Here is a 24723-nt window from a genome sequence, read left to right as displayed (position 1 = left end):
TTCGGGCACGTCAGAAGTTGCTGTTGCTGGTGGTGGTGTCGCCGGTGGGGCCGTCGTCATCGAGGCCGCCACCGTCGAGGGCGAGGTCGAGGAGGTCCTGGAGGTCCATCTCGTCGATGGACTCGCCGGCGTCGTGGCCTTGCGGGCCGGGGCCGGCGGCCGGGGTGTCGGGTCCGGATCCGGCGAGCCCGAGGAGGGTGTCCAGAAGTCCCGCCTCGCGGATCCGACCCATCGGGATCGAGGCCAGGGTCCGGCGCAGCTCCGCGTCCTGCGGGTCGCTGTCCAGGTCCGCGACGGCCGCCGCCGCGCCGCTTCCCTCGGGGAAGAGGGTGCGCAGCAGGTGGCGGGTGAGCGCCCGCGGGTTGGGATAGTCGAAGACGAGGCTGGAGGGCAGGCGCAGGCCGCAGGCGGCGCCCAGGCGGTTGCGCAGTTCGACGGCGGTCAGCGAGTCGAAGCCGAGGTCCTTGAAGGCCCGGTCCGGTGCGACGGCGTCGGCCGAGGGGTGGCCGAGGGCCGCCGCCGCGTGGTCGCGTACGAGGTCGAGGAGGGCGGTGTCACGGTCGTCCCCGGACAGTTCGGTCAGCCGTCGCAGGACGGCCGCGCCGGCGTCGGCCGCCGTGGCGTCACCGGAGCCGGCCGCGCCGCCGGATGCCTCGCCGCGCAGGGCGGCGCGCACCTCGGGCAGGTCCCCGATGAGCGGGCGGGGCCGCGCGGCGGCGAAGACGGGCGCGAAGCGTGCCCAGTCGACGTCGGCGACGGTCACGGCCGCGTCCCGGCCGGCGAGGGCGCGTTCCAGGGCCGTCAGGTTGGTGCCCGGGGCCACGGGCGGCAGCCCGCGTCGGGTGAGCTGTTCCTCCGCGTCGCCCTCGGCGGCCATGCCTCCCTCGGCCCACGGGCCCCAGGCGACGGCCGTGGCGGCGAGCCCGCGGGCCGCGCGGCGTTCGGCGAGCGCGTCGAGGAACGTGTTGGCGGCGGCGTAGGCCGCCTGTCCGCCGCTGCCCCAGACGCCGGCGATGGACGAGAACAGGACGAAGGCGTCCAGGGAGTCCGGCGTGTCGAACAGCGCGTCGAGGTGGACCGCGCCGGCGGTCTTGGCCGTGACGACCCGGGCGAACCCGGGCAGGTCGGTGCCCGTGCCGGGCGGCTGGGAGATGCCCGCCGCGTGCACGACGGCCCGTACGGGGGTGCCGTCGGCCGCCAGGCCCGCGACGAGCGCCGCGAGCGCGTCCCGGTCGGCGACGTCGCACGCCGCCAGGGTCACGGCCGCGCCGAGCGCTTCGAGTTCCGCCCGGGTCGCGTCGGCGCCGGGCGCGTCGGCGCCGCCGCGGCTGACGAGTACGAGGTGCTCCGCGCCGCGTTCGGCGAGGCGCCGGGCCACGTGGCGGCCGAGGGCGCCCGTGCCGCCCGTGATGAGCACGGTGCCGCGCGGGGTCCAGCGGGACTCCGGGCGAGCCCCGGGCGCGTCCACCGCCGTGCCGGCGGCGCGTACGAGGCGTCGTACGAGCGTCCCGGCGGCGCGGATCGCGAGCTGGTCCTCGTCACCGGCGGCGGTGAGGGCCGCGGACAGGCGGGAGAGGACCCGCTCGTCGCAGACTTCGGGCAGGTCGAGGAGTCCGCCCCAGCGGTCGGGGTGCTCCAGGGCGAACACCCGGCCCAGGCCCCAGACCTGCGCCTGGGCGGCGCCGCCGAGGGTGTCGCCGGGGACGGCGGCGACGGCGTCGCGGGTGACGCACCACAGGGGCGCGTCGGAGACCGACCCGTCCGGGCCGGGTGAGTCGGCGGTGAGGACGGAGGCCAGGGCGGCGGTCAGGGCGAGCCCGACGGGCACGCCGGGGTGGTCCGGGTGCGGTCGCTCGTCCAGGGCGAGGAGCGAGAGGACGCCCGTGACCGGTACGGCGGCGAGGTCCGCTGCCGACGCGCGCAGCAGCTCGTCCAGCCGGCCGCGCAGGACGGCCGGATCGCCGTCGGCGACGTCGAGCGGGAGCGGCAGGATCCGGGCCCCGCCGACGCTCATCCGGTCGGTCAGCGCACGGACCCACGGGTCCCGCGCCTGCGGAGCCGGTACGGGGACCAGCCAGGTACCGCCGGGGGTGCCCCGGTCCTGGCCGGAGAACGGCTCCCAGGCGACGCGGTAGAGGAGTGAGTCGGCGGTCGCCTGGGCCTGCCGGTCCCGCCGCCAGGCGGAGAGGGCGGGCAGGACGGCGCTGAACGGCCGGTCGCCGTCGACGTCGAACTCATCGGCGAGCGCGGCCAGGTCGGCCCGCTCCACGACGTCCCAGAAGCGGGCGTCGACCTCGCTGACGGCGGTCGCGGCCGGGGCGGCCCCCTGGGGGGCTGCCGGCTCGGGCCAGTAGCGGACGGGCTGGAAGGCGTAGGTCGGCAGGTCGACGCGTCGGGCGCCGGTGGCGGCGTAGAAGGCCGTCCAGTCGACGCCCACGCCGTGGACGTGAGCCTGGGCAAGGGCGGTGACCAGGGCCTCGGCCTCGGCGCGACCCTTGCGGAGCACCGGCGCGAAGACGACCGGCCCGTCGGTCAGGCAGTCCTGGGCCAGGGCGGACAGGATTCCGTCGGGACCGAGTTCGACGTACGTCGTCACACCGGCGGCCTCCAGCGCGCGGACACCGTCGAGGAAGCGGACCGACTCGCGGACGTGCCGCACCCAGAACTCCGCCGAACCCATCTCGTCGGTCACCAGGGCACCGGTCAGGTTGGAGACGACCGGAATGCGCGGGGTGGCATAGGCGATCTCCTCCGCCACCTTGCGGAAATCGGCCAGCATCCCGTCCATGTGCGGCGAGTGGAACGCATGACTCACGACGAGCCGCTTGCTCTTGCGGTCGGGGAACGACTCGGCGATCTTGACCGCCGCGTCCTCGTCACCCGCCACCACGACCGACCGAGGACCGTTGATCGCCGCGATGCTCACCCGATCCGTCAGCAGCGGCAGGATCTCCTCCTCCGACGCCTGCACCGCGATCACCACCCCACCGCCCGGCAGCGCCTGCATCAACCGCCCACGCGCCACCACCAGAGCGCACGCGTCCTCCAGCGAGAACACACCCGCCACATGAGCGGCCGCGATCTCACCGATCGAATGCCCGGACACGAAGTCCGGCCGCAGCCCCCAGCTCTCGACGAGCCGGAACAGCGCCACCTCCACCGCGAACAACGCCGGCTGCGTGTACTCCGTCCGGTCCAACAGATCCCCATCCGCACCGAACAGCACGTCCTTCAGAGGCAGTTCCAGTGCGAACCTCTCGCTGATCGCGTCCAGCGCGGCGGCGAAGACCGGGTAGGTCTCGTACAGCTCCCGCCCCATTCCCAGCCGCTGGCTGCCCTGTCCGGTGAACAGGAACGCCAGCCCGCCACCGGACACCGTGTCGCGGATCAGCCCCGGCGCCGGCTCGTCGGCCGCGAGGGCGGCGAGCTCGCGCAGCAGGCCCTCGCGGTCGCCGGCGACGAACGCCGCGCGGTGTTCGAGGCCCGCGCGGCCGGTGGCCAGGGAGTAGGCCAGGTCCACGAGGTCCTCCCGCTCGGCTACGGGAAGCAGCCGGGCGGCCTGGTCGCGGAGCGCCCGCGGGTTCTTGGCCGACAGGACGTACGGCACCGGCCCGGTGGCGGAGGCCGTCGGCGTCGGGGCGTCGGCCATCTGCGGGGCCCGGGTGTCCGGGGCCTGCTCGATGATCGTGTGGACGTTGGTGCCGCTGATGCCGAACGCGGACACCGCCGCGCGGCGCGGCCTCTGGGTCTCGGGCCACGCGGTGGCCTCCGTCAGCAGGGCGATGTCGCCCGCCGTCCAGTCGACGTGCGGGGTCGGCTCGTCCACGTGCAGGGTCTGCGGCAGCACCCCGTGACGCATCGCCATGACCATCTTGATCACACCCGCCACACCGGCAGCTGCCTGCGTGTGACCGATGTTCGACTTCACCGAGCCCAGCAGCAACGGCCGGCCCTCAGGCCGCTCCCGGCCATACGTCGCCAACAGCGCCTGCGCCTCGATCGGATCCCCGAGCCGGGTACCCGTACCGTGCGCCTCCACCGCGTCCACATCAGCGGCCGACAGGCCCGCACTCGCGAGGGCGGCGCGGATCACGCGCTGCTGCGACGGCCCGTTCGGCGCCGTCAGACCGTTGCTCGCACCGTCCTGGTTGATCGCCGAACCACGCACCACCGCCAACACCGGGTGACCGTTACGCCGGGCGTCCGACAGCCGCTCCACCAGCAGCATGCCCACGCCCTCACCCCACCCCGTACCGTCCGCACCCGCCGCGAACGCCTTGCAGCGGCCGTCGGGCGACAGTCCGCCCTGGTGGCTGAACTCGCTGAAGGTGCCCGGCGTCGACATCACCGTGACGCCGCCCGCGAGGGCGAGGGTGCACTCGCCGTTGCGCAGGGCCTGGACGGCCCAGTGCAGGGCGACCAGCGAGGACGAGCAGGCCGTGTCGATGGTGACGGCCGGTCCCTCCAGGCCCAGGGCGTAGGAGACGCGGCCGGACATGACGCTGCCCGCGTTGCCGGTCATCACGTGGCCGATGACGCCGTCCACATCGGCGGAGCGCTCCAGTTGGGCGTCGTAGCCGGTGTAGGCGGCGCCGACGAAGACGCCGGCGCGGCTGCCGCGCAGCGACGACGGGTCGATGCCGGCCCGTTCGATCGCCTCCCAGGAGGTTTCCAACAGGAGCCGCTGCTGCGGGTCCATGGCCAGGGCCTCGCGCGGGGAGATGCCGAAGAAGTCGGCGTCGAAGGAGTCGGCGTCGTGGACGAACCCGCCCGTGAAGGCCGGGCCGTCGCCGGCCGCTCCGGCGTACAACTCGGCCGTGTCCCAGCCTCGGTTGCCGGGGAGTCCGGTGATCGCGTCGCCGCCGCTCGCGACGAGACGCCACAGCTCCTCGGGGGTGCGGACGCCGCCGGGGTAGCGGCAGCTCATGGCGACGATGGCGATGGGGTCGTCGTCGGCCCCGGCCGCCCCCTGAAGGCCCTCGGCGTCGAACTCGTCTTCTTCGCCGAAGAGTTCGACGTGCAGCTGTCGTGCGAGCGCGAGGGGCGACGGGTAGTCGAAGACGAGCGTGGTGGCCGGCCGCAGTCCGGTGGCCGCTCCGAGGCGGTTGCGCAGCTCGACGGCGGTCAGCGAGTCGAAGCCGAGGTCCTTGAACGCCCTGGTGGGTTCGATGCGTTCGGCGGAGGCGTGGCCCAGTACGGAGGCGACCTGGGCCCGTACGAGGTCCAGCAGGACGCGGTCCTGTTCGGCGCGGGTGAGGCCGGTCAGTCGTTCGGCGAGCGAGGTGCCCGCGTGGGTGCGGGTGCGCGCGGTACGGCGTCCGGCCGGGCCCAGGAGGTCGCGGAAGACGAGAGCGACGGGGCCGGGTGCGGCGGCGGCGCGCAGGGCGGGCAGGTTCAGGCGGGCGGGGACGAGGACGGGCCGGCCGGAGGCCAGGGCCGCGTCGAGCAGGGCCATGCCGTCGGCGGCGGTGAGGGCGCCCATGCCGTGCTGTTCCATGCGGCGCAGTTGGGTCTCGTCGAGTTCGGCGATCATGCCGCCGGCTTCGGCCCACAGGCCCCAGGCGAGGGATGTGGCCGGCAGGCCCCGGTGGTGGCGGTGCTCGGCGAGGGCGTCCAGGTAGGCGTTGGCGCAGGCGTAGTTGGCCTGGCCGGCGGCGCCGAGGGTGCCGGCGATGGCGGAGTAGAGGATGAACGCGGTGACCGGCAGGTCGCGGGTCAGCTCGTGCAGGTGGTGGGCGGCGAGGGCCTTGGGCCGCAGGACGGTGTCGAGGCGTTCGGGGGTGAGGGAGCCGAGGATGCCGTCGTCGAGGACGCCCGCCGTGTGGATCACGGTGGTGAGGGGGTGCTCGGCGGGGATCGCGGCCAGGACGGCGGCGAGGGCGTCGCGGTCGGCGGCGTCGCAGGCGGCCCAGGTGACGTCGGCACCCAACGCGGCCAGTTCGGCGGTGCGTTCGGCGGCTCCGGGGGCGTCGGCGCCGCGCCGGCTGAGCAGCAGCAGGTTCCGTACGCCGTGGGCGCCGGCCAGGTGGCGGGCGACGATGCCGGCGAGGGTGCCGGAGCCGCCGGTGATCAGGGCGGTGCCGTTCGGGTCGATGACGACGCCGGCGGTGGCCTCGGGGGCGCCGGCGCGGCGCAGTCGGAGCACGTGGGCGGCTCCGTCGCGCAGCAGCAGCTCCGGTTCGCCGGAGTCGAGGGCCGCGGCGAGGACGGCCCGTACGGCCGGGTCGGTGAGGTCGGTGAGGTCGCGGACGTCGGCGAGGACGAAGCGGCCGGGGTTCTCGGTCTCCGCCGAACGGAGCAGGCCCCGGACGGCGGCGTGCGGCAGGTCCTCGGCGCCTTCGCCGGGGCCGGCGACGGCGCCGCCGGTCACGACGACCAGACGGGAGGCTTCGAAGCGGGTGTCGGCCGCCCAGGCCCGCGCCAGGGCGAGCGCCCGCTCGGCGGCCTCGCCGAGGGCGTCCGGTCCGTCCGCCTGCCGGGGGAAGGGGGCCAGGACGTACGCGGGGACGGGGGCGCCGGCGGCGACCGCCGCGCCCAGCTCCACCAGGTCGGCGTAGCGGCCGACCGGGCCGCATCCGGTGTCGCCGAGCACCGCCCACCCGCCGGCGGGCTCCGTCACACCGACCCGCACCGGCAGCGCCGTCCAGTCGAGCTGGAACAGCGCCTCGCGGACCACGGTCGCTACCGGGGCCGTGACGGCGGTGGTCTCGGCCGCCGTGAAGGGCCGCGGGGCCAGTCGGCCGACGGTGGCCACGGGCTCGCCGAGGTCGTCGGCGAGGTCCAGGGCGAACGCCCCGTCGTCGGCGGGCCGGACGCGGACGCGCAGGGCGCCCGCGCCCACCGCGTGCAGGGCCACGTCGGACCAGGTACTGCCCGGACCGACGTCGGAGCCGGCGTCCGCGAGGGTGGTGGCGGCGTGCGCGGCGGCGTCGAGCAGCACGGGGTGCAGGCCGAACGCATCGGCCTGCGGGGCGCCTTCGGGCAGGCGGACCTGCGCGAAGTACTCCCCGTCGCGCTGCCAGGCCGCTTCCACGGCCCGGAACAGGGGTCCGCGCGCGGGGCCGTGGACGTCGGTACGGTCGTCGGCCGTCTCGGCGGCGTCGTAGAGCCCGCTGATGTCGACGGCCCGCGCCCCGGCGGGCGGCCACTCGGCGAGCTCGAACGACGCGGCGGGCGCGGCGGCACCGGCGGAACCGGCGGGTGCGGCGGGTGTGTCCGGGATGAGGACGCCCCGGGCGTGGCAGGTCCAGCCGGCGTCCTCGCCGGCCTCGCCCTCCGGGGTGGCGGACACGGTGAAGGCTCGGCGGCCCCGCTCGTCGGGGTTCTCGACCAGCACCTGGATCCGTACGCCGCCGTCGGCGGGCAGCGCGAGCGGCGCGTCGAGCACGAGTTCCTCGACGTGCCCGCAGCCGGCCTGGTCACCGGCGCGTACGGCCAGTTCGACGAAGGCCGCGCCGGGCAGTACCGCCGCGGCGGCCACGGTGTGGTCGGCGAGCCACGGGTGGGTGCGCGTCGAGAGTCGGCCGGTGCACAGCAGGCGGTCCGAGCCGGCCAGGGTGACGGCCGCGCCGAGCAGCGGGTGCGCGGCGGGGTCGAGTCCGGCGACGGTGACGTCGCCGGCCGTGTCGGCGCCGGGCTCCAGCCAGTAGCGCTCGTGCTGGAAGGCGTAGGTGGGCAGGTCGACGCTCCGGGCGCCGGTGCCGGCGAAGTACGCCGACCAGTCGACGGCGCCGCCGTGGGCGTGGGCGCGGGCCAGGACGGTGAGGGCCGTCTCGGGCTCGGGGCGGCCGGCGCGCAGGGCGGGGACGAAGGCGACGCCTTCGCCGGTGACGCAGTCCTGGGCGAGGGCGGACAGGAGGCCCTCGGGCCCGACCTCGACGTACGTGGTCACGCCGGCGGCTTCCAGGGCGCGTACGCCGTCGACGAAGCGCACGGCCTCGCGGACGTGGCGGACCCAGAAGTCCGCCGAGCCCATCTCGTCGGTGACGAGGGCGCCGGTCAGGTTGGACACGACGGGGATGCTCGGGGCCTCGTACGTGATGCCCTCCGCCACCTGTCGGAAGGCGTCGAGCATGCCGTCCATGTGCGGCGAGTGGGCGGCGTGGCTGACGGCGAGCCGCTTGGTCTTGCGGCCGCGCGCCTCGAAGCCGGCGGCGAGCGCGGTGGCGGCGTCGGCGTCGCCGGAGATCACCACCGACCGCGGGCCGTTGACGGCGGCGATGTCCACGCGGTCCGTCAGCAGCGGCAGGATCTCGGACTCCGCGGCCTGGACGGCGATCATCGCGCCGCCGGCGGGCATCGACTGCATCAGCCGGGCGCGGGCGGTGACGAGCGTGCACGCGTCGTCCAGCGACAGGATGCCCGCCACGTGCGCGGCGGCCACCTCGCCGATGGAGTGCCCGGACAGGAAGTCGGGGCGCAGGCCCCACGATTCGAGCAGCCGGAACAGCGCCACCTCGACGGCGAACAGCGCCGGCTGGGTGTACTCGGTACGGTTCAGCAGCTCGGCATCCGAGCCGAACAGGACGCTCTTCAGCGGCAGTTCGAGAGCGAGCCGCTCGCAGATCGCGTCGAGCGCGGCGGCGAACACCGGGTAGGCGTCGTACAGTTCGCGGCCCATGCCGAGACGCTGGCTGCCCTGCCCGGTGAACAGGAAGGCGGTCCTGCCCTCGGTCGCGGTGTCCGTGATCAGGCCCGCGGCCTCCTCGCCGGCGGCGAGCGCGGCGAGGGCGGTGTCGAGTGCGTCGTCCGTGCGGCCGACGATCACCGCGCGGTGTTCCAGGGCGGCGCGGGTGGTGGCGAGGGAGTGGCCGACGTCGAGGGCGGAAGCGCCGGCGGCGTCCCGCTCGCGGGCGGCGATCAGGCGGGCGGCCTGGGCGCGCAGGGCGGCGGCGCTGCGGCCGGAGAGCGTCCAGGGCAACAGCGGTGGCCGGACCGGGGTCGCGGCGGCGGGTGCCTGACCCTGGTCCGGCTCCTCCTCGGGGGCCTGCTCGATGATGGTGTGCGCGTTGGTGCCGCTCACGCCGAAGGCGGAGACGGCCGCGCGGCGCGGGGCGCCGGTCTCGGGCCACGGCATGGCCTCGGTGAGCAGGGAGACGGCGCCCGCCGACCAGTCGACGTCGGGGGTCGGCTCGTCGACGTGGAGGGTCCGCGGGAGGACGCCGTGGCGGATCGCCATGACCGTCTTGATGATGCCGGCGACGCCCGCGGCGGCCTGGGTGTGCCCGAGGTTCGACTTGAGGGAGCCGAGGCGCAGCGGCCGGTCGGCCGGGCGGTCCTGCCCGTACGTCGCGAGCAGCGCCTGCGCCTCGATGGGGTCGCCGAGACGGGTCCCCGTACCGTGCGCCTCGACCGCGTCGACCTCGGCGGCCGAGAGGCGGGCGTTCTCCAGGGCCTGGCGGATGACGCGCTGCTGGGCGGGGCCGTTGGGGGCGGTGAGGCCGTTGCTGGCGCCGTCCTGGTTGACGGCGCTGCCGCGGACGACGGCCAGTACGGGGTGCCCGTTGCGGCGGGCGTCCGAGAGCCGCTCCACGAGGAGCACGCCGACGCCCTCGGACCAGCCGGTGCCGTCGGCGGCGGCGGCGAAGGACTTGCAGCGGCCGTCGGCGGCGAGCCCGCGCTGGCGGCTGAACTCGACGAACACGTCGGGGGTGGGCATGACGCACACGCCGCCGACCAGGGCGAGCGAGCACTCGCGCTGGCGCAGGGCCTGCGCGGCCAGGTGCAGGGCGACCAGCGACGACGAGCAGGCCGTGTCGATGGTGGCGGCCGGGCCCTCCAGCCCGAGGACGTAGCTGACGCGGCCCGACAGCACGCTCGTCGCGCCACCGGTCAGCAGGAGCCCTTCGAGGCCCTCGGGGACCTCGCGGAGGTCGGCGCCGTAGCCCATGGCGCCGGCGCCGATGTAGACGCCGGTGCGGGTGCCGCGTACGGACGCGGGGTCGATTCCGGCCCGCTCGAAGACCTCCCAGGAGGTTTCCAGGATCTGGCGCTGCTGCGGGTCCATCGCCAGGGCCTCGCGCGGCGATATGCCGAAGAATTCGGGGTCGAAGCGGGTGGCGTCGGTGAGGAATCCGCCGCCGGTGTTGTAGAAGGTGCCCTTGCGGTCGGGGTCCGGGTCGGCGAGGGATCCGATGTCCCAGCCGCGGTCGTCGGGGAATCCGGTGATGGCGTCGCCGCCCTCGAAGACCAGTCGCCACAGGTCCTCTGGGGACCGTACGCCGCCGGGGAAGCGGCAGCTCATCGCGACGATCGCGAGGGGTTCACGGGCGTCCTGCTCGACCTCCTGGAGGCGGCGGCGGGCCCGCCGCAGCTCCGTGGTCATCCATTTCAGGTTTTCGAGAAGCTTTTCTTCGTTCACGCCGGCCACTGGAACGTCACCTCCTGGAGAAATGCGGATCGCATGCGGGATTCGGGCTGGGGCATCGGATCGGGCATCAAGGTCAGGCTTTTCCGAATTCGTTGTTGATGATGTCGAAGAGGTCCTCGGCGGATGCCGATTCGATGACTGTTTCCTCGTCCTCCAGGGCGAGGGCGGCGCGCTCGGCCTTGTTCCAGTTCGCCAGGAGCGCTTCGAGCCGGGCCGTGACGCGGGCGCGTTCGGCGGCGTCGTCCTCGGGGACCGACGAGAGGACGAACTCCAACTTGTCGATCTCCGCGAGCGCCGGGAGCGCGGGCGCCGTGTCCTCGCCGAGGAGTTCGGCGCGGATGTGCGCGGCCAGGGCGGCGGGGGTGGGGTGGTCGAACACGAGCGCGGCGGGCAGGCGCAGCCCTGTGGCGTTCCCGAGGCGGGTGCGCAGTTCGACGGCGGTGAGCGAGTCGAAGCCCAGCTCCTTGAAGGCGCGGCCCGCCTCGATGCCGGCTGCCCCGTCGTGTCCGAGGACCGCCGCGACGTGGCCTCGGACCAGGCCGAGCAGGGTGCGTTCGGCCTCGTCGGCGCCCATGCCCTTCAACTCGGCCACCAGCCGCTCGGCTTCACCGCCGGCGCCGGCGGCGCCGCTGCCGGCGTCGGACGCCTGCCGTTCGGCGTCGAGTACGCGGCGCACCTCGGGCAGGTCGGCGATGAGCGGGCGCGGCCGGGAGGCGGTGAAGGCCGGGACGAACAGGTCCCAGTCGACGTCGGCGACGGTCACGGTCGTGTCGTCGGCGTCCAGCGCCTGCTGGAGTGCGGCGATGGACAGGTCGGGGGCCATCACCGGCAGGCCGCGACGCCGCAGTTGCGCGGCGGCCTCGTCGTCGGCGACGAGTCCGCCCTCGCCCCACGGCCCCCAGGCTACGGCGGTGGCCGTCAGCCCGCGGTCGCGGCGGCGGCGCGCCAGCGCGTCGAGGTGGGCGTTGGCCGCCGCGTAGGCGCCCTGGCCTCCGCTGCCCCAGACGCCGGCGATGGAGGAGAAGAGGACGAAGGCGTCCAACTCCGTTTCGCCGAGCAGTTCGTCGAGGTGTTCGGCCCCCGCGACCTTGGCGGCGAGGACCGCCGCGACCTCGTCCGGTCCGGTCTCGGCGAGCGGGGTCAGCTGGCCGACGCCAGCCGTGTGGAAGACGGCCGTCAGGGCGGGGGCGGAGGTGTCCTCGCGCAGGGCGGCGAGCAGCTCGCGCACGGACTGCCGGTCGGTCACGTCGCACGCCACGGCCGTGGCGCGGACGCCGAGTCCGGCGAGCTCCGCCACCAGGGCCTCCATGCCCGGCGCGCGCGCCCCGCGCCGGCCGGCCAGCACCAGGTGCTCGGCGCCGTGCGCGGCGAGCCAGCGGGCGACGTGCGCGCCGAGCGCGCCCGTACCACCGGTGACCAGGACGGTGCCCCGGGGCCGCCAGGGTGCCCGGCGCGTGCCCGCGTCGCCGTTGGTCGCGGCGGCCGGCGAAGCGGCGTGCTCGATGCGGCGTACGAGGAGACCAGCGGATCGTACGGCGATCTGGTCCTCGGCGCCGCGCCCGTCCGCCCCGCCGAATACGGCGAGCAGCCGGTCGAGCGTCCGTCCGTCCACGGCGGCCGGCAGGTCGACCAGACCGCCCCAGCGCTCGGGGTGTTCCAGGGCGACCACGCGGCCGAGCCCCCAGATCTGTGCCTGCGCGGCGCTGCGAACCCGGTCGGAGGGGCCGGTCGAGACGGCACCGGAGGTCACGCACCACAGCGGTGCGTCGACGTCGGCGTCGCCGAGGGCCTGGACCAGCGTGCCGGTGAGCAGCATGCCGGCCGGCGCGGCCGGGTGGGCCGGGTGTGGGGCTTCGGCGAGCGCCAGCAGCGACACCACACCGTCGGCCCGGTTCCCGGCGAGGGCCGTACGCAGCCGGTCGGCCACGGCGGCCCGGTCGGTCACGGCCGCGTCCAGCGCGACCTCCCGTACGTCCACACCCTGCGCCCGCAGCGCGTCCGCGACCCCGGGGAGCGCGGGGGTGTCGCCGGTCGCCGGGGTGACGACGAGCCATGTGCCGGTGGGGCGGGCGGCGGCGTCCGCGCCGGCCAGGGGCTTCCAGGTGACGCCGTAGCGCCAGGAGTCGACCACCGACCGCTCCGCGCGCTGCCGCCGCCAGGCGGACAGCGCCGGCAGCAGGGCGCTGAGCGGCTGGTCGGCGTCGATGTCCAGGGTGGCGGTGAGGGCGGCCGGGTCGGCGTTCTCGACGGCCTCCCAGAACGGGGCGTCCACCGCGGCGGTGCCCGCCGCGCCCGCCGTGCCGGACTCGTCCACCGCCGGGCGGTGGGCCTCCTCCAGCCAGTAGCGCTTGCGCTGGAAGGCGTAGGTCGGCAGCTCGACGCGTCGGGCGGCGAAGCCGGCTCCGGCTGCGGCGAAGTACGCCGCCCAGTCGACGGTCACGCCGTGGGCGTGGGCCTGGGCGAGGGCGGTGACCAGGGCTTCGGCCTCGGCGCGGCCCTTGCGGAGCACGGGCGCGAAGGTGGCGGCCGCGTCGGCGACGCAGTCCTGGGCGAGGGCGGAGAGGATCCCGTCCGGGCCGAGTTCGACGTACGTCGTCACACCGGCGGCCTCCAGGGCACGGATGCCGTCGAGGAAGCGGACGGCCTCGCGGACGTGGCGCACCCAGAACTCGGCCGCACCCATCTCGTCGTCGGTGACGAGCGAGCCGGTCAGGTTCGACACGACCGGAATGCGCGGGGCGTTGAACGTCAGCCCTTCCACCACCCGGCGGAAGTCCTCCAACATCCCGTCCATGTGCGGCGAGTGGAAGGCATGGCTGACCGTCAGCCGCTTGGTCTTGCGACCGGCACCGGTGAAGGAGGCGGCGATCGCGACCGCCGCGTCCTCGTCACCGGCGATGACCACGGACTGCGGACCGTTGACGGCGGCGATGCTCACCCGGTCCGTCAGGAGCGGCAGCACCTCGTCCTCGGACGCCTGGACGGCGATCATGGCGCCGCCGGTCGGCAGCGCCTGCATCAGTCGGCCACGGGCCGCGACCAAGGCGCACGCGTCGTCCAGGGAGAGGACACCGGCCGCGTGGGCGGCGGCGATCTCACCGATGGAGTGACCGGAGAGGAGGTCCGGCCGGATGCCCCAGCTCTCCACGAGCCGGAACAGCGCCACCTCGACGGCGAACAGCGCCGGCTGCGTGTACTCGGTCCGGTCCAGCAGCTCCGCGTCCGCACCGAACAGCACGTCGCGCAGCGGGAGTTCGAGGTGCGCGTCCATGCGGGCGCAGATCGCGTCCAGCGCGTCCGCGAACTCCGGGAAGGCGTCGTACAGTTCACGACCCATCCCGAGGCGCTGGCTGCCCTGCCCCGTGAAGAGGAAGGCCAACCCGCCACCGGAAACCGTCCCGCGCACCGACCCGGCCGGCTGCTCGCCGGCGGCGAGGGCCTTCAGCGCGGTGAGGAACTCCTCGCGCTCCCGTCCGACGACGACGGCGCGGTGGTCGAGCGTCGCCCTCGACGTGGCCAGGGAGTAGGCGACGTCGGCGGGAGCCGGCAGCTCGTCGTCCGACGCGATCCACGCCGCCAGGCGCTCGGCCTGGACGCGCAGGGCCGCGTCGCTCTTCGCGGACAGCACCCACGGCAGGACCGCCGGCCGCTCCTGCGGCGTGGCTTGCGGCGTCACGTCCTCGATGTCCGGCGCCTGCTCGATGATCGTGTGGGCGTTGGTGCCGCTGAAGCCGAACGAGGAGATACCGGCCCGGCGCGGACGGCCCGTCTCGGGCCACTCCCGCCGCTCGGTCAGCAGGGCGATCTCGCCCGCCTGCCAGTCCACGTGCGGGGTGGGCTCATCGACGTGCAGGGTCTGCGGGAGCACCCCGTGCTGCATGGCCAGGACCATCTTCATCACACCCGCGACACCGGCGGCGGCCTGCGTGTGACCGATGTTCGACTTGATCGAGCCGAGGAACAGGGGCTGCCCGTCGAGCCGCTCCCGGCCGTAGGTGGCCAGCAGTGCCTGCGCCTCGATCGGGTCGCCGAGGGTCGTGCCGGTGCCGTGCGCCTCGACGGCGTCCACGTCGGCGGCCGACAGGCCCGCGCCGGCGAGGGCGGCGCGGATGACGCGCTGTTGGGACGGCCCGTTGGGCGCCGTCAGGCCGTTGCTCGCGCCGTCCTGGTTGATCGCCGAGCCACGGATCACCGCGAGGACCGGGTGACCGTTGCGGCGGGCGTCCGACAGCCGCTCGACGAGCAGCATGCCGACACCTTCACCCCAGCCCGTACCGTCCGCGCCGGCCGCGAAGGCCTTGATCCGACCGTCGGCGGCCAGGCCGCGCTGCCGGCTGAAGTCGATGTAGGCACCCGGCGACGACATGACGGTCACACCACCGGCCAGCGCCATGCTGCATTCACCGTTGCGCAGCGCCTGGACGGCCCAGTGCAGAGCGACCAGGGAGGCCGAGCAGGCGGTGTCGACCGTGACCGCCGGCCCTTCAAGCCCGAAGGCGTAGGACAGCCGACCGGAGACGACGCTCGCCGCGTTGCCGGTGCCGAGGAAGCCCTCGATGCCGTCCGGAACGGCCTGGAGCATCGCTCCGTAGTCCTGGCCGTTGGTGCCGATGAACACACCGGCCTGGCTGCCGCGCACGGCGGCCGGGTCGATCCCGGCGCGCTCGAACGCCTCCCAGGTGGTTTCGAGAAGCAGGCGCTGCTGCGGGTCCATGGCGAGGGCCTCGCGCGGCGAGATGCCGAAGAAGTCGGCGTCGAAGTCCGCGACGTCGTAGATGAAGCCGCCCTCGCGAGCGTAGAACGTGCCCTGCTGATCCGGGTCCGGGCTGTAGAGCCGCTCCAGGTCCCAACCACGGTCGACGGGGAACTCACCGATGGCGTCGCCGCCACTCGCCAGCAGCTGCCACAGATCCTCCGGAGTGCGGACGCCGCCGGGGAAGCGGCAGCTCATCGCCACGATCGCGATCGGGTCGTCGTCCACGGCCGTGCCCGCGACGGCCACCGGGCCCGCGATCTCCGCCTGCGTCCCGAGGAGTTCGTCCCGCAGGAACGCCGTGAGCGCGGAGGCCGTCGGGTAGTCGAAGATCAGCGTGGCCGGCAGGCGTACGCCCGTCGCGGCGCCGAGCCGGTTGCGCAGCTCGACGGCGGTGAGGGAGTCGAAGCCCAGCTCCTTGAAGGCCCGTTCGGCCCCGACGGCGTCGGCGCCGTCATGTCCGAGCACCGCGGCGACCTGCGTACGGACGATCCCGAGCAGCTCCCGCTCCAGCTCGGCCGCACCGAGGCCGGCCAGCCGCTCGATCGGCGAACCGGCCGTCTCGGACCGGTCGACGGGCCCGGCGGGCCGCGTCTCCAGCAGCTCGGCGAAGAGGTTGCTGGGCCGTACGAGGCTGAACGCGGGCCCGAACCGCTCCCAGTCCACGTCCGCGACCAGCAGAGCCGCGTCGGCGGAGGCCGCCACGCTCTGGCGCAGCACGGCCATCGCCGTGTCCGGCGCCATCGGCGGCAGCCCTTCACGCCGCATCCGCGCGTCCAACGCCTCATCGGCGGCCATGCCGCCCTCGGCCCACGGGCCCCACGCGAGAGAGGTCGCGGCGAGCCCGGCGGCCCGCCGCTGCTCGGCGAGCGCGTCGAGGTAGGCGTTCGCGGCGGCGTAGTTGCCCTGACCGGCCGCACCGGTCATCCCGCTCATCGAGGAGAACAGCACGAAGGCCGACAGCTCGATGCCGAGCTCGACGGTCAGCTCGTGCAGGTTGAGCGCGGACGTGGCCTTGGCCCGCAGCACGCTCTCGAACCGCTCGGGCGTCAGGGAGTCGAGTACACCGTCATCGAGGATCCCGGCGGTGTGCACGACAGCCGTCAGCGTCTCTGCCTCGGCCACGAGCAGGGCCCGCAGGGCGTCCCGATCAGCGGCGTCACACGCCACCACAGACACGTCCACACCCAGCCCGGACAACTCCTCGACCAACTCGACGGCACCGGGCGCGTCCGCACCCCGACGACTGGTCAACACCAGCCGCTCGGCACCCGCCCCGGCCAACCACCGCGCGACCCGACCACCGAGGGCACCCGTACCGCCGGTCACCAGAACCGTCCCGGACGGCGCCCAGGAACTCGCGCTCCCGGCGGCCGCGCGCACCAGACGACGGCCGAACACCCCCGACGACCGCACCGCGACCTGGTCCTCACCCGCGAGACCACCGGCCAGCACACCAACCAGCCGGCCCATCGCCCGCTCGTCCCACACCTCGGGCAGGTCGATCAAACCGCCCCACCGCCCAGGAAGCTCCAGAGCAGCGACCCGACCCAGACCCCACACCTGCGCCTGAACAGCCGAGACCAGCCGATCCGACCGACCGACACTCACCGCACCCCGGGTCAGGCACCACAACGGCGCCTCCATCCCGGCAACACCCATCGCCTGGATCAACTCAGCCGTGGGAACCACCCCGGCGGACTCGTCCAGCGCCAGCAGCGACACCACACCGGCGACGGAACCCGCCTCGGCCAGCAGTCCGGCCAGAGCATCGCGATCCGCACCCGGCGCGACCGCCACCCGGTGCACCTCGGCACCACGCCCGGTCAGCGCCTCCGCCACGGCCGTGTCATCCACGCCCTCGGCAGGCACCACGAGCAGCCAGCTCCCCGACAGCCCCGCACCCGCGCCACCATCCGTCAGCGGCTTCCACGACACCCGGTAGCGCCAGGCGTCCACCTCGGACCGGGTCCGCAGGCCACGGCGCCACGCCGACAGGGCGGGCAGCGCCGGCAGGACGACACCCCAGGCGTTCTCGTCGTCGATGTCCAAGGCGGCGGCAAGGGACTCCATGTCCTCGCGCTCCACCGCGTCCCAGAAGCGGGAGTCCACATCGTCGGCGGCACCCTTGCGGGCCGCCGACGCCGCCGGCATCTCCAGCCAGTAGCGCTGCCGCTGGAAGGCGTACGTCGGCAGCTCAAGGCGTCGGGCACCCGTACGGGCGTAGAAGGCGGACCAGTTCACGTCCAGGCCCCGCACATGGGCCTGAGCCACGGCGGCGACGACCGACTCGGCCTCCGCACGTCCCACGCGCAGGACGGGGACGAAGGCGGCGTCCGCGTCGCCGGTCAGGCAGTCCTGGGCCAGCGCCGACAGCACCCCGTCCGGTCCGATCTCGACGTACGTCGTCACGCCCGCCGCCTCCAGGGCCCGCACACCGTCCAGGAAGCGAACGGCTTCCCGCACGTGCCGCACCCAGAACTCGGCCGAACCCATCTCATCGGAGACGACCGCCCCGGTCAGGTTCGAAACCACCGGGATCCGCGGAGCCGCGAACGTCAGCCCCTCCACCACCCGGCGGAAGTCCTCCAACATCCCGTCCATGTGCGGCGAGTGGAACGCGTGGCTGACGGTCAGCCGCTTGCTCTTGCGACCGTTGAACGCCTCCACCACGGCCACCGCGGCGTCCTCGTCACCGGCGATGACCACGGACTGCGGGCCATTGATGGCGGCGATGCTGACGCCGTCGGTCAGCAGCGGCAGGACCTCGTCCTCCGAGGCCTGCACCGCGATCATCACCCCACCGGCCGGCAGCGCTTGCATGAGGCGACCACGGGCCGCCACGAGCGCGCACGCGTCGTCCAGGGACAGCACCCCGGCGACGTGCGCGGCGGCGATCTCACCGATGGAGTGCCCGGACAGGAAGTCCGGCTTGACGCCCCACGATTCGAGCAGCCGGAACAGGGCCACCTCGACCGCGAACAGCGCCGGCTGGGTGTATTCGGTCCGGTCCAGCAGACCGGCGTCCGGCCCGAACAGCGCGTCCTTCAGCGGCAGTTCCAGCCGATCGCAGACCGCGTCCAGGGCCGCCGCGAACACCGGGAAGACGTCGTACAGTTCACGCCCCATCCCGAGCCGTTGGCTGCCCTGACCCGTGAAGAGGAATGCCACCTTGCCGGAGACCGGCGAGCCCTCGATCACACCGGCCGCCGTGCGGCCTTCCGCCAGGGCGGCGAGGCCGGCCAGCAGGCCGTCGCGGTCCGCCGCGACGACCGCCGCGCGGTCCTCGAACGAGGCCCTGCCCGACGTCAGCGACCACGCGACGTCGACCGGACGCGGGTCCGGCACGGACAGGACGTAGGCCTGAAGGCGGCGCGCCTGCGCCCGCAGGGCCTCCTCGCCCTTCGCCGACAGCACCCAGGGCACGACCGGCAGCAGTACGCCCGCCTCGGTCGCCTCCACCGCATCCACGACCGGCGGCTGCTCGATGATCGTGTGCGCGTTGGTACCACTGATGCCGAAGGACGAGACACCCGCGCGGCGCGGACGGCCGGTGTCCGGCCAGTCCACGGCCTCCGTCAGCAGGCTGACCTCGCCCGCCTCCCAGTCGATCTGAGACGACGGCGCGTCCACGTGCAGCGTCTTCGGCAGTACGCCGTGCCGCATCGCCATGATCATCTTGATCACACCGGCCACACCGGCCGCGGCCTGCGTGTGACCGATGTTCGACTTGATCGAACCCAGCAGCAGCGGCTGCCCGTCCAAGCGCTCCTGGCCGTACGTGCCCAGCAGGGCCTGCGCCTCGATCGGGTCGCCCAAGCGCGTGCCCGTGCCGTGCGCCTCCACCGCGTCCACATCGGCCGCCGACAGACCCGCACTGGCCAGGGCCTCGCGGATCACGCGCTGCTGCGAAGGGCCGTTCGGCGCCGTCAGGCCGTTGCTCGCACCGTCCTGGTTGATCGCGGAACCGCGCACCACGGCCAGGATCGGGTGCCCGTGCCGCAGGGCGTCCGACTGCCGCTCGACCAGGAGCATGCCCGCGCCCTCGGCCCAACCGGTGCCGTCCGCGCCGTCCGCGAAGGACTTGCAGCGACCATCGGCCGAAAGACCGCGCTGCCGGCTGAAGTCGACGAAGGTCTCCGGCGTCGCCATGATCGCCACACCACCGGCCAGTGCCATGTCGCACTCACCATTGCGCAGTGCCTGGATCGCCCAGTGCAGCGCGACCAGCGACGACGAGCACGCCGTGTCCACGGTGACCGCCGGCCCCTCCAGGCCGAACGCGTACGAGACGCGGCCGGAGGCGATGCTGCCGGAGATACCGGTGCCGAGGTATCCCTCGACGCCCTCGGGCAGCTCCTCGCCGTTGCCGTAGCCGCTCGCGTAGTCGTGGTACATCACGCCGGCGAAGACACCGGTCCGGCTGCCGCGCATGGAGGTCGGGTCGATGCCCGCGCGCTCGAAGGCCTCCCAGGAGGTCTCCAGCAGCAGCCGTTGCTGCGGGTCCATCGCCAGCGCCTCGCGCGGCGAGATCCCGAAGAACGCCGGATCGAACTCCGCCGCATCGTGCAGGAATCCGCCCTCACGCGTGTACGAGGTCCCCGCGTGATCCGGATCCGGGTGGTACAGCGCCTCGACGTCCCAGCCGCGATCCGTCGGGAAGGCGCTGACACCGTCCCCGCCCGAGGCGACGAGCTGCCACAGATCCTCCGGCGTCCGCACACCGCCCGGGTAACGGCAGCCCATCCCGACGACCACGATCGGGTCGTCCGTCACCGCCGTGACCGACCGTACGGGCGCCATCAGCTGCCCGCGTCCGGCGTGCTGGTCGCCGAGCGCGAGCTCGCTCAGCAGATGGCGGGCGAGGGCGAGCGGCGTCGGGTAGTCGAAGATCAGGGTCGGCGGCAGACGGAGGCCGGTCTCGGCCTTGAGTACGTTGCGTAGCTCAACAGCCGTCAGGGAGTCGAAGCCCAGGTCCCGGAACGCCCGCTCGGCATCGACCGCGTCCGCACCGGTGTGGCCCAGGACAGCGGCCACGCGTCCGCACACGAGGTCCAGCAGGACACCTTCGTGCTCGCCCTCCGGCAGGGCCAGCAGGCGCGCCACCAGCGGCGATGCACCCTCGCCCGTACCGCCGGCGCGCCGCTCGACCGTCCGGCGCGCGGGGACCCGTACGAGCGCCCGCAGCAGCGCCGGCGTCGAGCCCGCCGACACCGCCTGCGCCCGCAGGATCGCCACGTCGAGGTGCATCGGCAGGAGCACCGCCGCGTCCACCGTCATGGCCGTGTCGAAGAGCGCGAGCCCCTCGTCGGCGGCGAGTGCCGCGACACCCTCACGGGCGATGCGGCGCAGGTTGGCCTCGTCCAGGCTCGCCGCCATGCCGGCCGACGCGCCGTTGCCGGCCTGCGGGGCCCACAGACCCCACGCGAGGGCGGTCGCCGGGAGGCCTTCGGCCCGGCGCTGCTCGGCCAGGCCCTCCAGGAAGGCATTGGCGGCGGCATAGTTCGCCTGCCCCGCCGCACCGAACGCGGCAGCCGCCCCGGAGAACAGAACGAATGCCTTCAGGTCCAGCTCACGCGTGAATTCGTGCAGGTTCCAGGCCGCGTCCACCTTCGGACGCAACACGGCCGCCACCCGCTCCGGCGTCAGCGACGCCAGCACGCCGTCGTCCAGCACACCGGCCGTGTGCACCACGGCGGTCAGCGGATGCTCGGCCGATACGCCGCCCAACAGCCTGGCCAGCGCGTCCCGATCAGCAATGTCACAGGCCACCAGGTCGACGTGCGCACCCAACCCGACCAGCTCCGCGACGAGCTCGTCCGCGCCCTCGGCGTCAGGCCCCCGACGGCTGGTCAGCAGCAGCCGCTCGACCCCGTACGCCGTCACCAGATGACGGGCGAACAACCGCCCCAGGCTCCCCGTGGCACCAGTGACCAGCACCGTCCCCGACGAAGCACCAAAGCCCGTCGGCAGCTCCGACACACCCTCCGACGACGGCACGCGCACCAAACGCGGCGCACTGACCACACCACCCCGGATCGCCACCTCCGGCTCACCAGAAGCCAACGCGGACGCAATCGCCGCGGACGACACCCCGTCCCCATCAACATCCAGCATCACCAGCTGACCGGGATTCTCCGACTGCGCCGAACGCAGCAGACCACGCACCGCGCCACCCGCCAGATCCGCCACACCCGCACCGGACGTCACCCACACCAGACGCGTCCCGGCGAACCGCTCATCCGCCAGCCACCCCTGGACCGTCTCCAGCGCCGCGTTGACCGCCGCATGGACCGAGCCGACGACGTCACCGTCCTGTACGCCACCGGAAGTCGGCACGAAGACCGCGTCGGGAGCCGGCTCACCCGCCTCCAGAGCCGCACCCAGCGCGGCCGCATCGGCGTACTCGACGACCTCGGCGCCCGTGCCGGCCAGACCGATCGCGTCCCGACCCAGCACCGCCCACCGAAGATCGGCCGCAGCCGCACCGGCCGTCACAGGCAGCCACTCGACCCGGAACAGCGACTCCACATGCCCGCCACCGGCCGCGTTGACCTGCTCGGCGGAAGCCGGCCGCAGCGTCAGCGACTCCACAGCCGCCACCGGCCGCCCAACCCCATCCGCCACCAACAGCGCCAGCGTGTGCGCATCACCCGCAGACATCGGCGTCAACCGCATCCGCAGCGCGGACGCACCCACCGCATACAGCGAGACACCCGCCCACGAGAAGGGCAGCTGTGCGCCGGTGTCAGCCGCGGCGGGGTCGCCGTGGCCGATGGCGTGCAGGCCGGCGTCGAGCAGGGCCGGGTGCAGTCCGAAGCGCGCCGCGTCCCGGTGTCCGTCCTCCGGGAGCGCCACCTCCGTGAACAGCTCCGCGCCCCGCCGCCAGGCCGCCTTCAGCCCCTGGAACAGCGGTCCGTACGCCATGCCGTCCCCGGCCAGTTCCGCGTACAGCCCGCTCACGTCGACCGGCACGGCGTCGACCGGCGGCCATACGGCCAGGTCACCGAACTCCTGCTCGACCTCCGACCGTGCACCGGCCGCCAGCACACCCGACCCGTGACGCGTCCACGGCTCACCGGTGAGCGCGTCCTGACGCCGCGAGTACACGGCGAACGGCCGCCCGCCGGAGGCGTTCGGCGCCTCGACCACGAGCTGGAGCTGAACGCCGCCCCGCTCGGGCAGCACCAGCGGCGCCTCCAGCGTCAGTTCCTCGACCACATCGCAACCGACCTGGTCACCGGCCCGCACCGCGAGCTCGACAAAGGCCGTGCCCGGCAGCAGAACGCCACCGTGGATCGTGTGATCGGCAAGCCACGGGTGGGTGTCGAGGGACAGACGGCCGGCGAGCAGCACACCGTCCGAGTCGGCGAGGGTCACCGCCGCGCCCAGCAGCGGGTGATCGGCGTCGCCGAGTCCGATCGACTCCGGGTCACCGCCGGCGAACGCCACCGCACTCGGCCAGAACCGCTGCCGCTGGAAGGCGTACGTCGGCAGCTCCACCCGCCGCGCACCCGTACCGGCGAAGAACGCCGACCAATCGACGCCCACACCCTGGACGTGAACCTGCGCGAGAGCCGTGGTGACGGCCTGGTCCTCGGCGCGGTCCTTACGGAGCACGGGCACGAAGACGGCGTCCTCGGTCACGCACTCCTGAGCCAGCGCCGACAGCACCCCGTCCGGGCCGAGTTCGAGGTACGTCGTGACGCCGGCGGCTTCCAGAGCGCGGATGCCGTCGAGGAAGCGGACGGCCTCGCGGACGTGGCGCACCCAGAAGTCGGCCGTACCCATCTCGTCGTGCGAGACGAGAGCCCCGGTCAGGTTCGACACGACCGGAATGCGCGGGGCGTCGAAGGTCAGCCCCTCCACCACCCGGCGGAAGTCCTCCAACATCCCGTCCATGTGCGGCGAGTGGAACGCGTGGCTCACCGTGAGCCGCTTGCTCTTGCGGTCGGCGAACGCCTCCACAATCGCGACGGCGGCGTCCTCGTCACCCGCGACCACGACCGACCTCGGCCCGTTGACCGCCGCGATACTCACCCGGTCCGTCAGCAGCGGCAGGATCTCCTCCTCCGACGCCTGGATCGCGATCATCACGCCACCCGCCGGCAGCGCCTGCATCAACCGACCACGCGCCGCCACCAGCGTGCACGCGTCGTCCAGCGACAACACACCCGCCACATGCGCGGCAGCAACCTCACCAATCGAATGCCCGGACACGAAGTCCGGCCGCAGCCCCCAGCTCTCCACGAGCCGGAACAGCGCCACCTCCACCGCGAACAACGCCGGCTGCGCGAACTCGGTCCGGTCCAGCAGTTCCGCATCCGTACCGAACAGCACGTCCTTCAGCGGAAGTTCCGTCTGCGCGTCCATGCGGGCACAGATCGCGTCCAGCGCGTCCGCGAACTCCGGGAAGGCGTCGTACAGCTCGCGACCCATCCCGAGGCGCTGGCTGCCCTGCCCCGTGAAGAGGAAGGCCAACCCGCCAGCGGAAACCGTCCCGCGCACCAGCCCGGGTACCCGCTCACCGGCCGCAAGAGCGTGCAGCGCGGCGAGGAACGCCGCCGGGTCCTCCGCGAGGACAGCGGCGCGGTGGTCGAGCGCCGCCCTGGACGTGGCCAGGGAGTAGGCGACGTCGGCGGGAGCCGGCAGCTCGTCGTCCGACGTGATCCACGTCGCCAGGCGCTCGGCCTGGACGCGCAGGGCCGCGTCGCTCTTCGCGGACAGCACCCACGGCAGGACGCCAGGACGCGTCTGCGGCAGCGCGGCCGGCTCCGCCTCGTCGGCCTGCGGGGCCTGCTCGATGATCGTGTGGGCGTTGGTGCCACTGAAGCCGAACGAGGAGATGCCGGCCCGGCGGGGGCGGCCCGTATCGGGCCACTCGCGCTGCTCGGTCAGCAGGGCGATCTCGCCCGCCTGCCAGTCCACGTGCGGGGTGGGCTCATCGACGTGCAGGGTCTGCGGGAGCACCCCGTGCTGCATGGCCAGGACCATCTTGATCACACCGGCGACGCCGGCGGCGGCCTGCGTGTGACCGATGTTCGACTTGATCGAGCCGAGCAGCAGCGGCTGGTCGGCCGCCCGCTCCTGGCCGTACGTCGCGAGCAGGGCTTGCGCCTCGATGGGGTCGCCCAGACGGGTACCCGTACCGTGCGCCTCGACGGCGTCCACGTCCGTGGCCGACAGGCCCGCGCTGGCGAGGGCGGCGCGGATGACGCGCTGTTGGGACGGCCCGTTGGGCGCCGTCAGGCCGTTGCTCGCACCGTCCTGGTTGATCGCCGAACCACGCACCACCGCGAGGACCGGGTGACCGTTGCGGCGGGCATCCGACAGCCGCTCGACGAGCAGCATGCCGACACCTTCACCCCAGCCCGTACCGTCCGCGCCGGCCGCGAAGGCCTTGATCCGACCGTCCACCGCCAGGCCGCGCTGCCGGCTGAAGTCGATGTAGGCACCCGGCGACGACATGACGGTCACACCACCGGCCAGCGCGAGCGAGCACTCGCCGTTACGGAGTGCCTGAACGGCCCAGTGAAGCGCCACCAGGGATGCCGAGCAGGCAGTGTCGACGGTGACCGCCGGACCTTCAAGCCCGAACGCG

Annotated in this window: 2 protein-coding genes (1 of these 2 running past the window's edge); both read right to left on the bottom strand. The window is 74.0% G+C overall.

All coding sequences use genetic code 11. The features are described 5' to 3' along the window. Positions 1–10 precede the first annotated feature (10 nt). Positions 11–10360, bottom strand: a complete 10350-nt coding sequence (locus M4D82_RS27370) for a type I polyketide synthase (protein ID WP_502989013.1) — start codon at positions 10358–10360, stop codon at positions 11–13. 82 nt (positions 10361–10442) lie between these two features. Continuing rightward, positions 10443–24723, bottom strand: partial view of a type I polyketide synthase gene (locus tag M4D82_RS27365; RefSeq protein WP_249768695.1) — the end only. The gene runs 20102 nt beyond the window's last position; only the last 14281 of its 34383 coding nucleotides appear in the window; its start codon lies off the right edge, out of view; the stop codon is at positions 10443–10445.

Source organism: Streptomyces sp. RerS4, from assembly GCF_023515955.1.
Lineage (GTDB): Bacteria > Actinomycetota > Actinomycetes > Streptomycetales > Streptomycetaceae > Streptomyces.
Note: the sequence above shows the minus strand (reverse complement) of the source record. Positions and strands in the feature narration are given on the sequence as shown.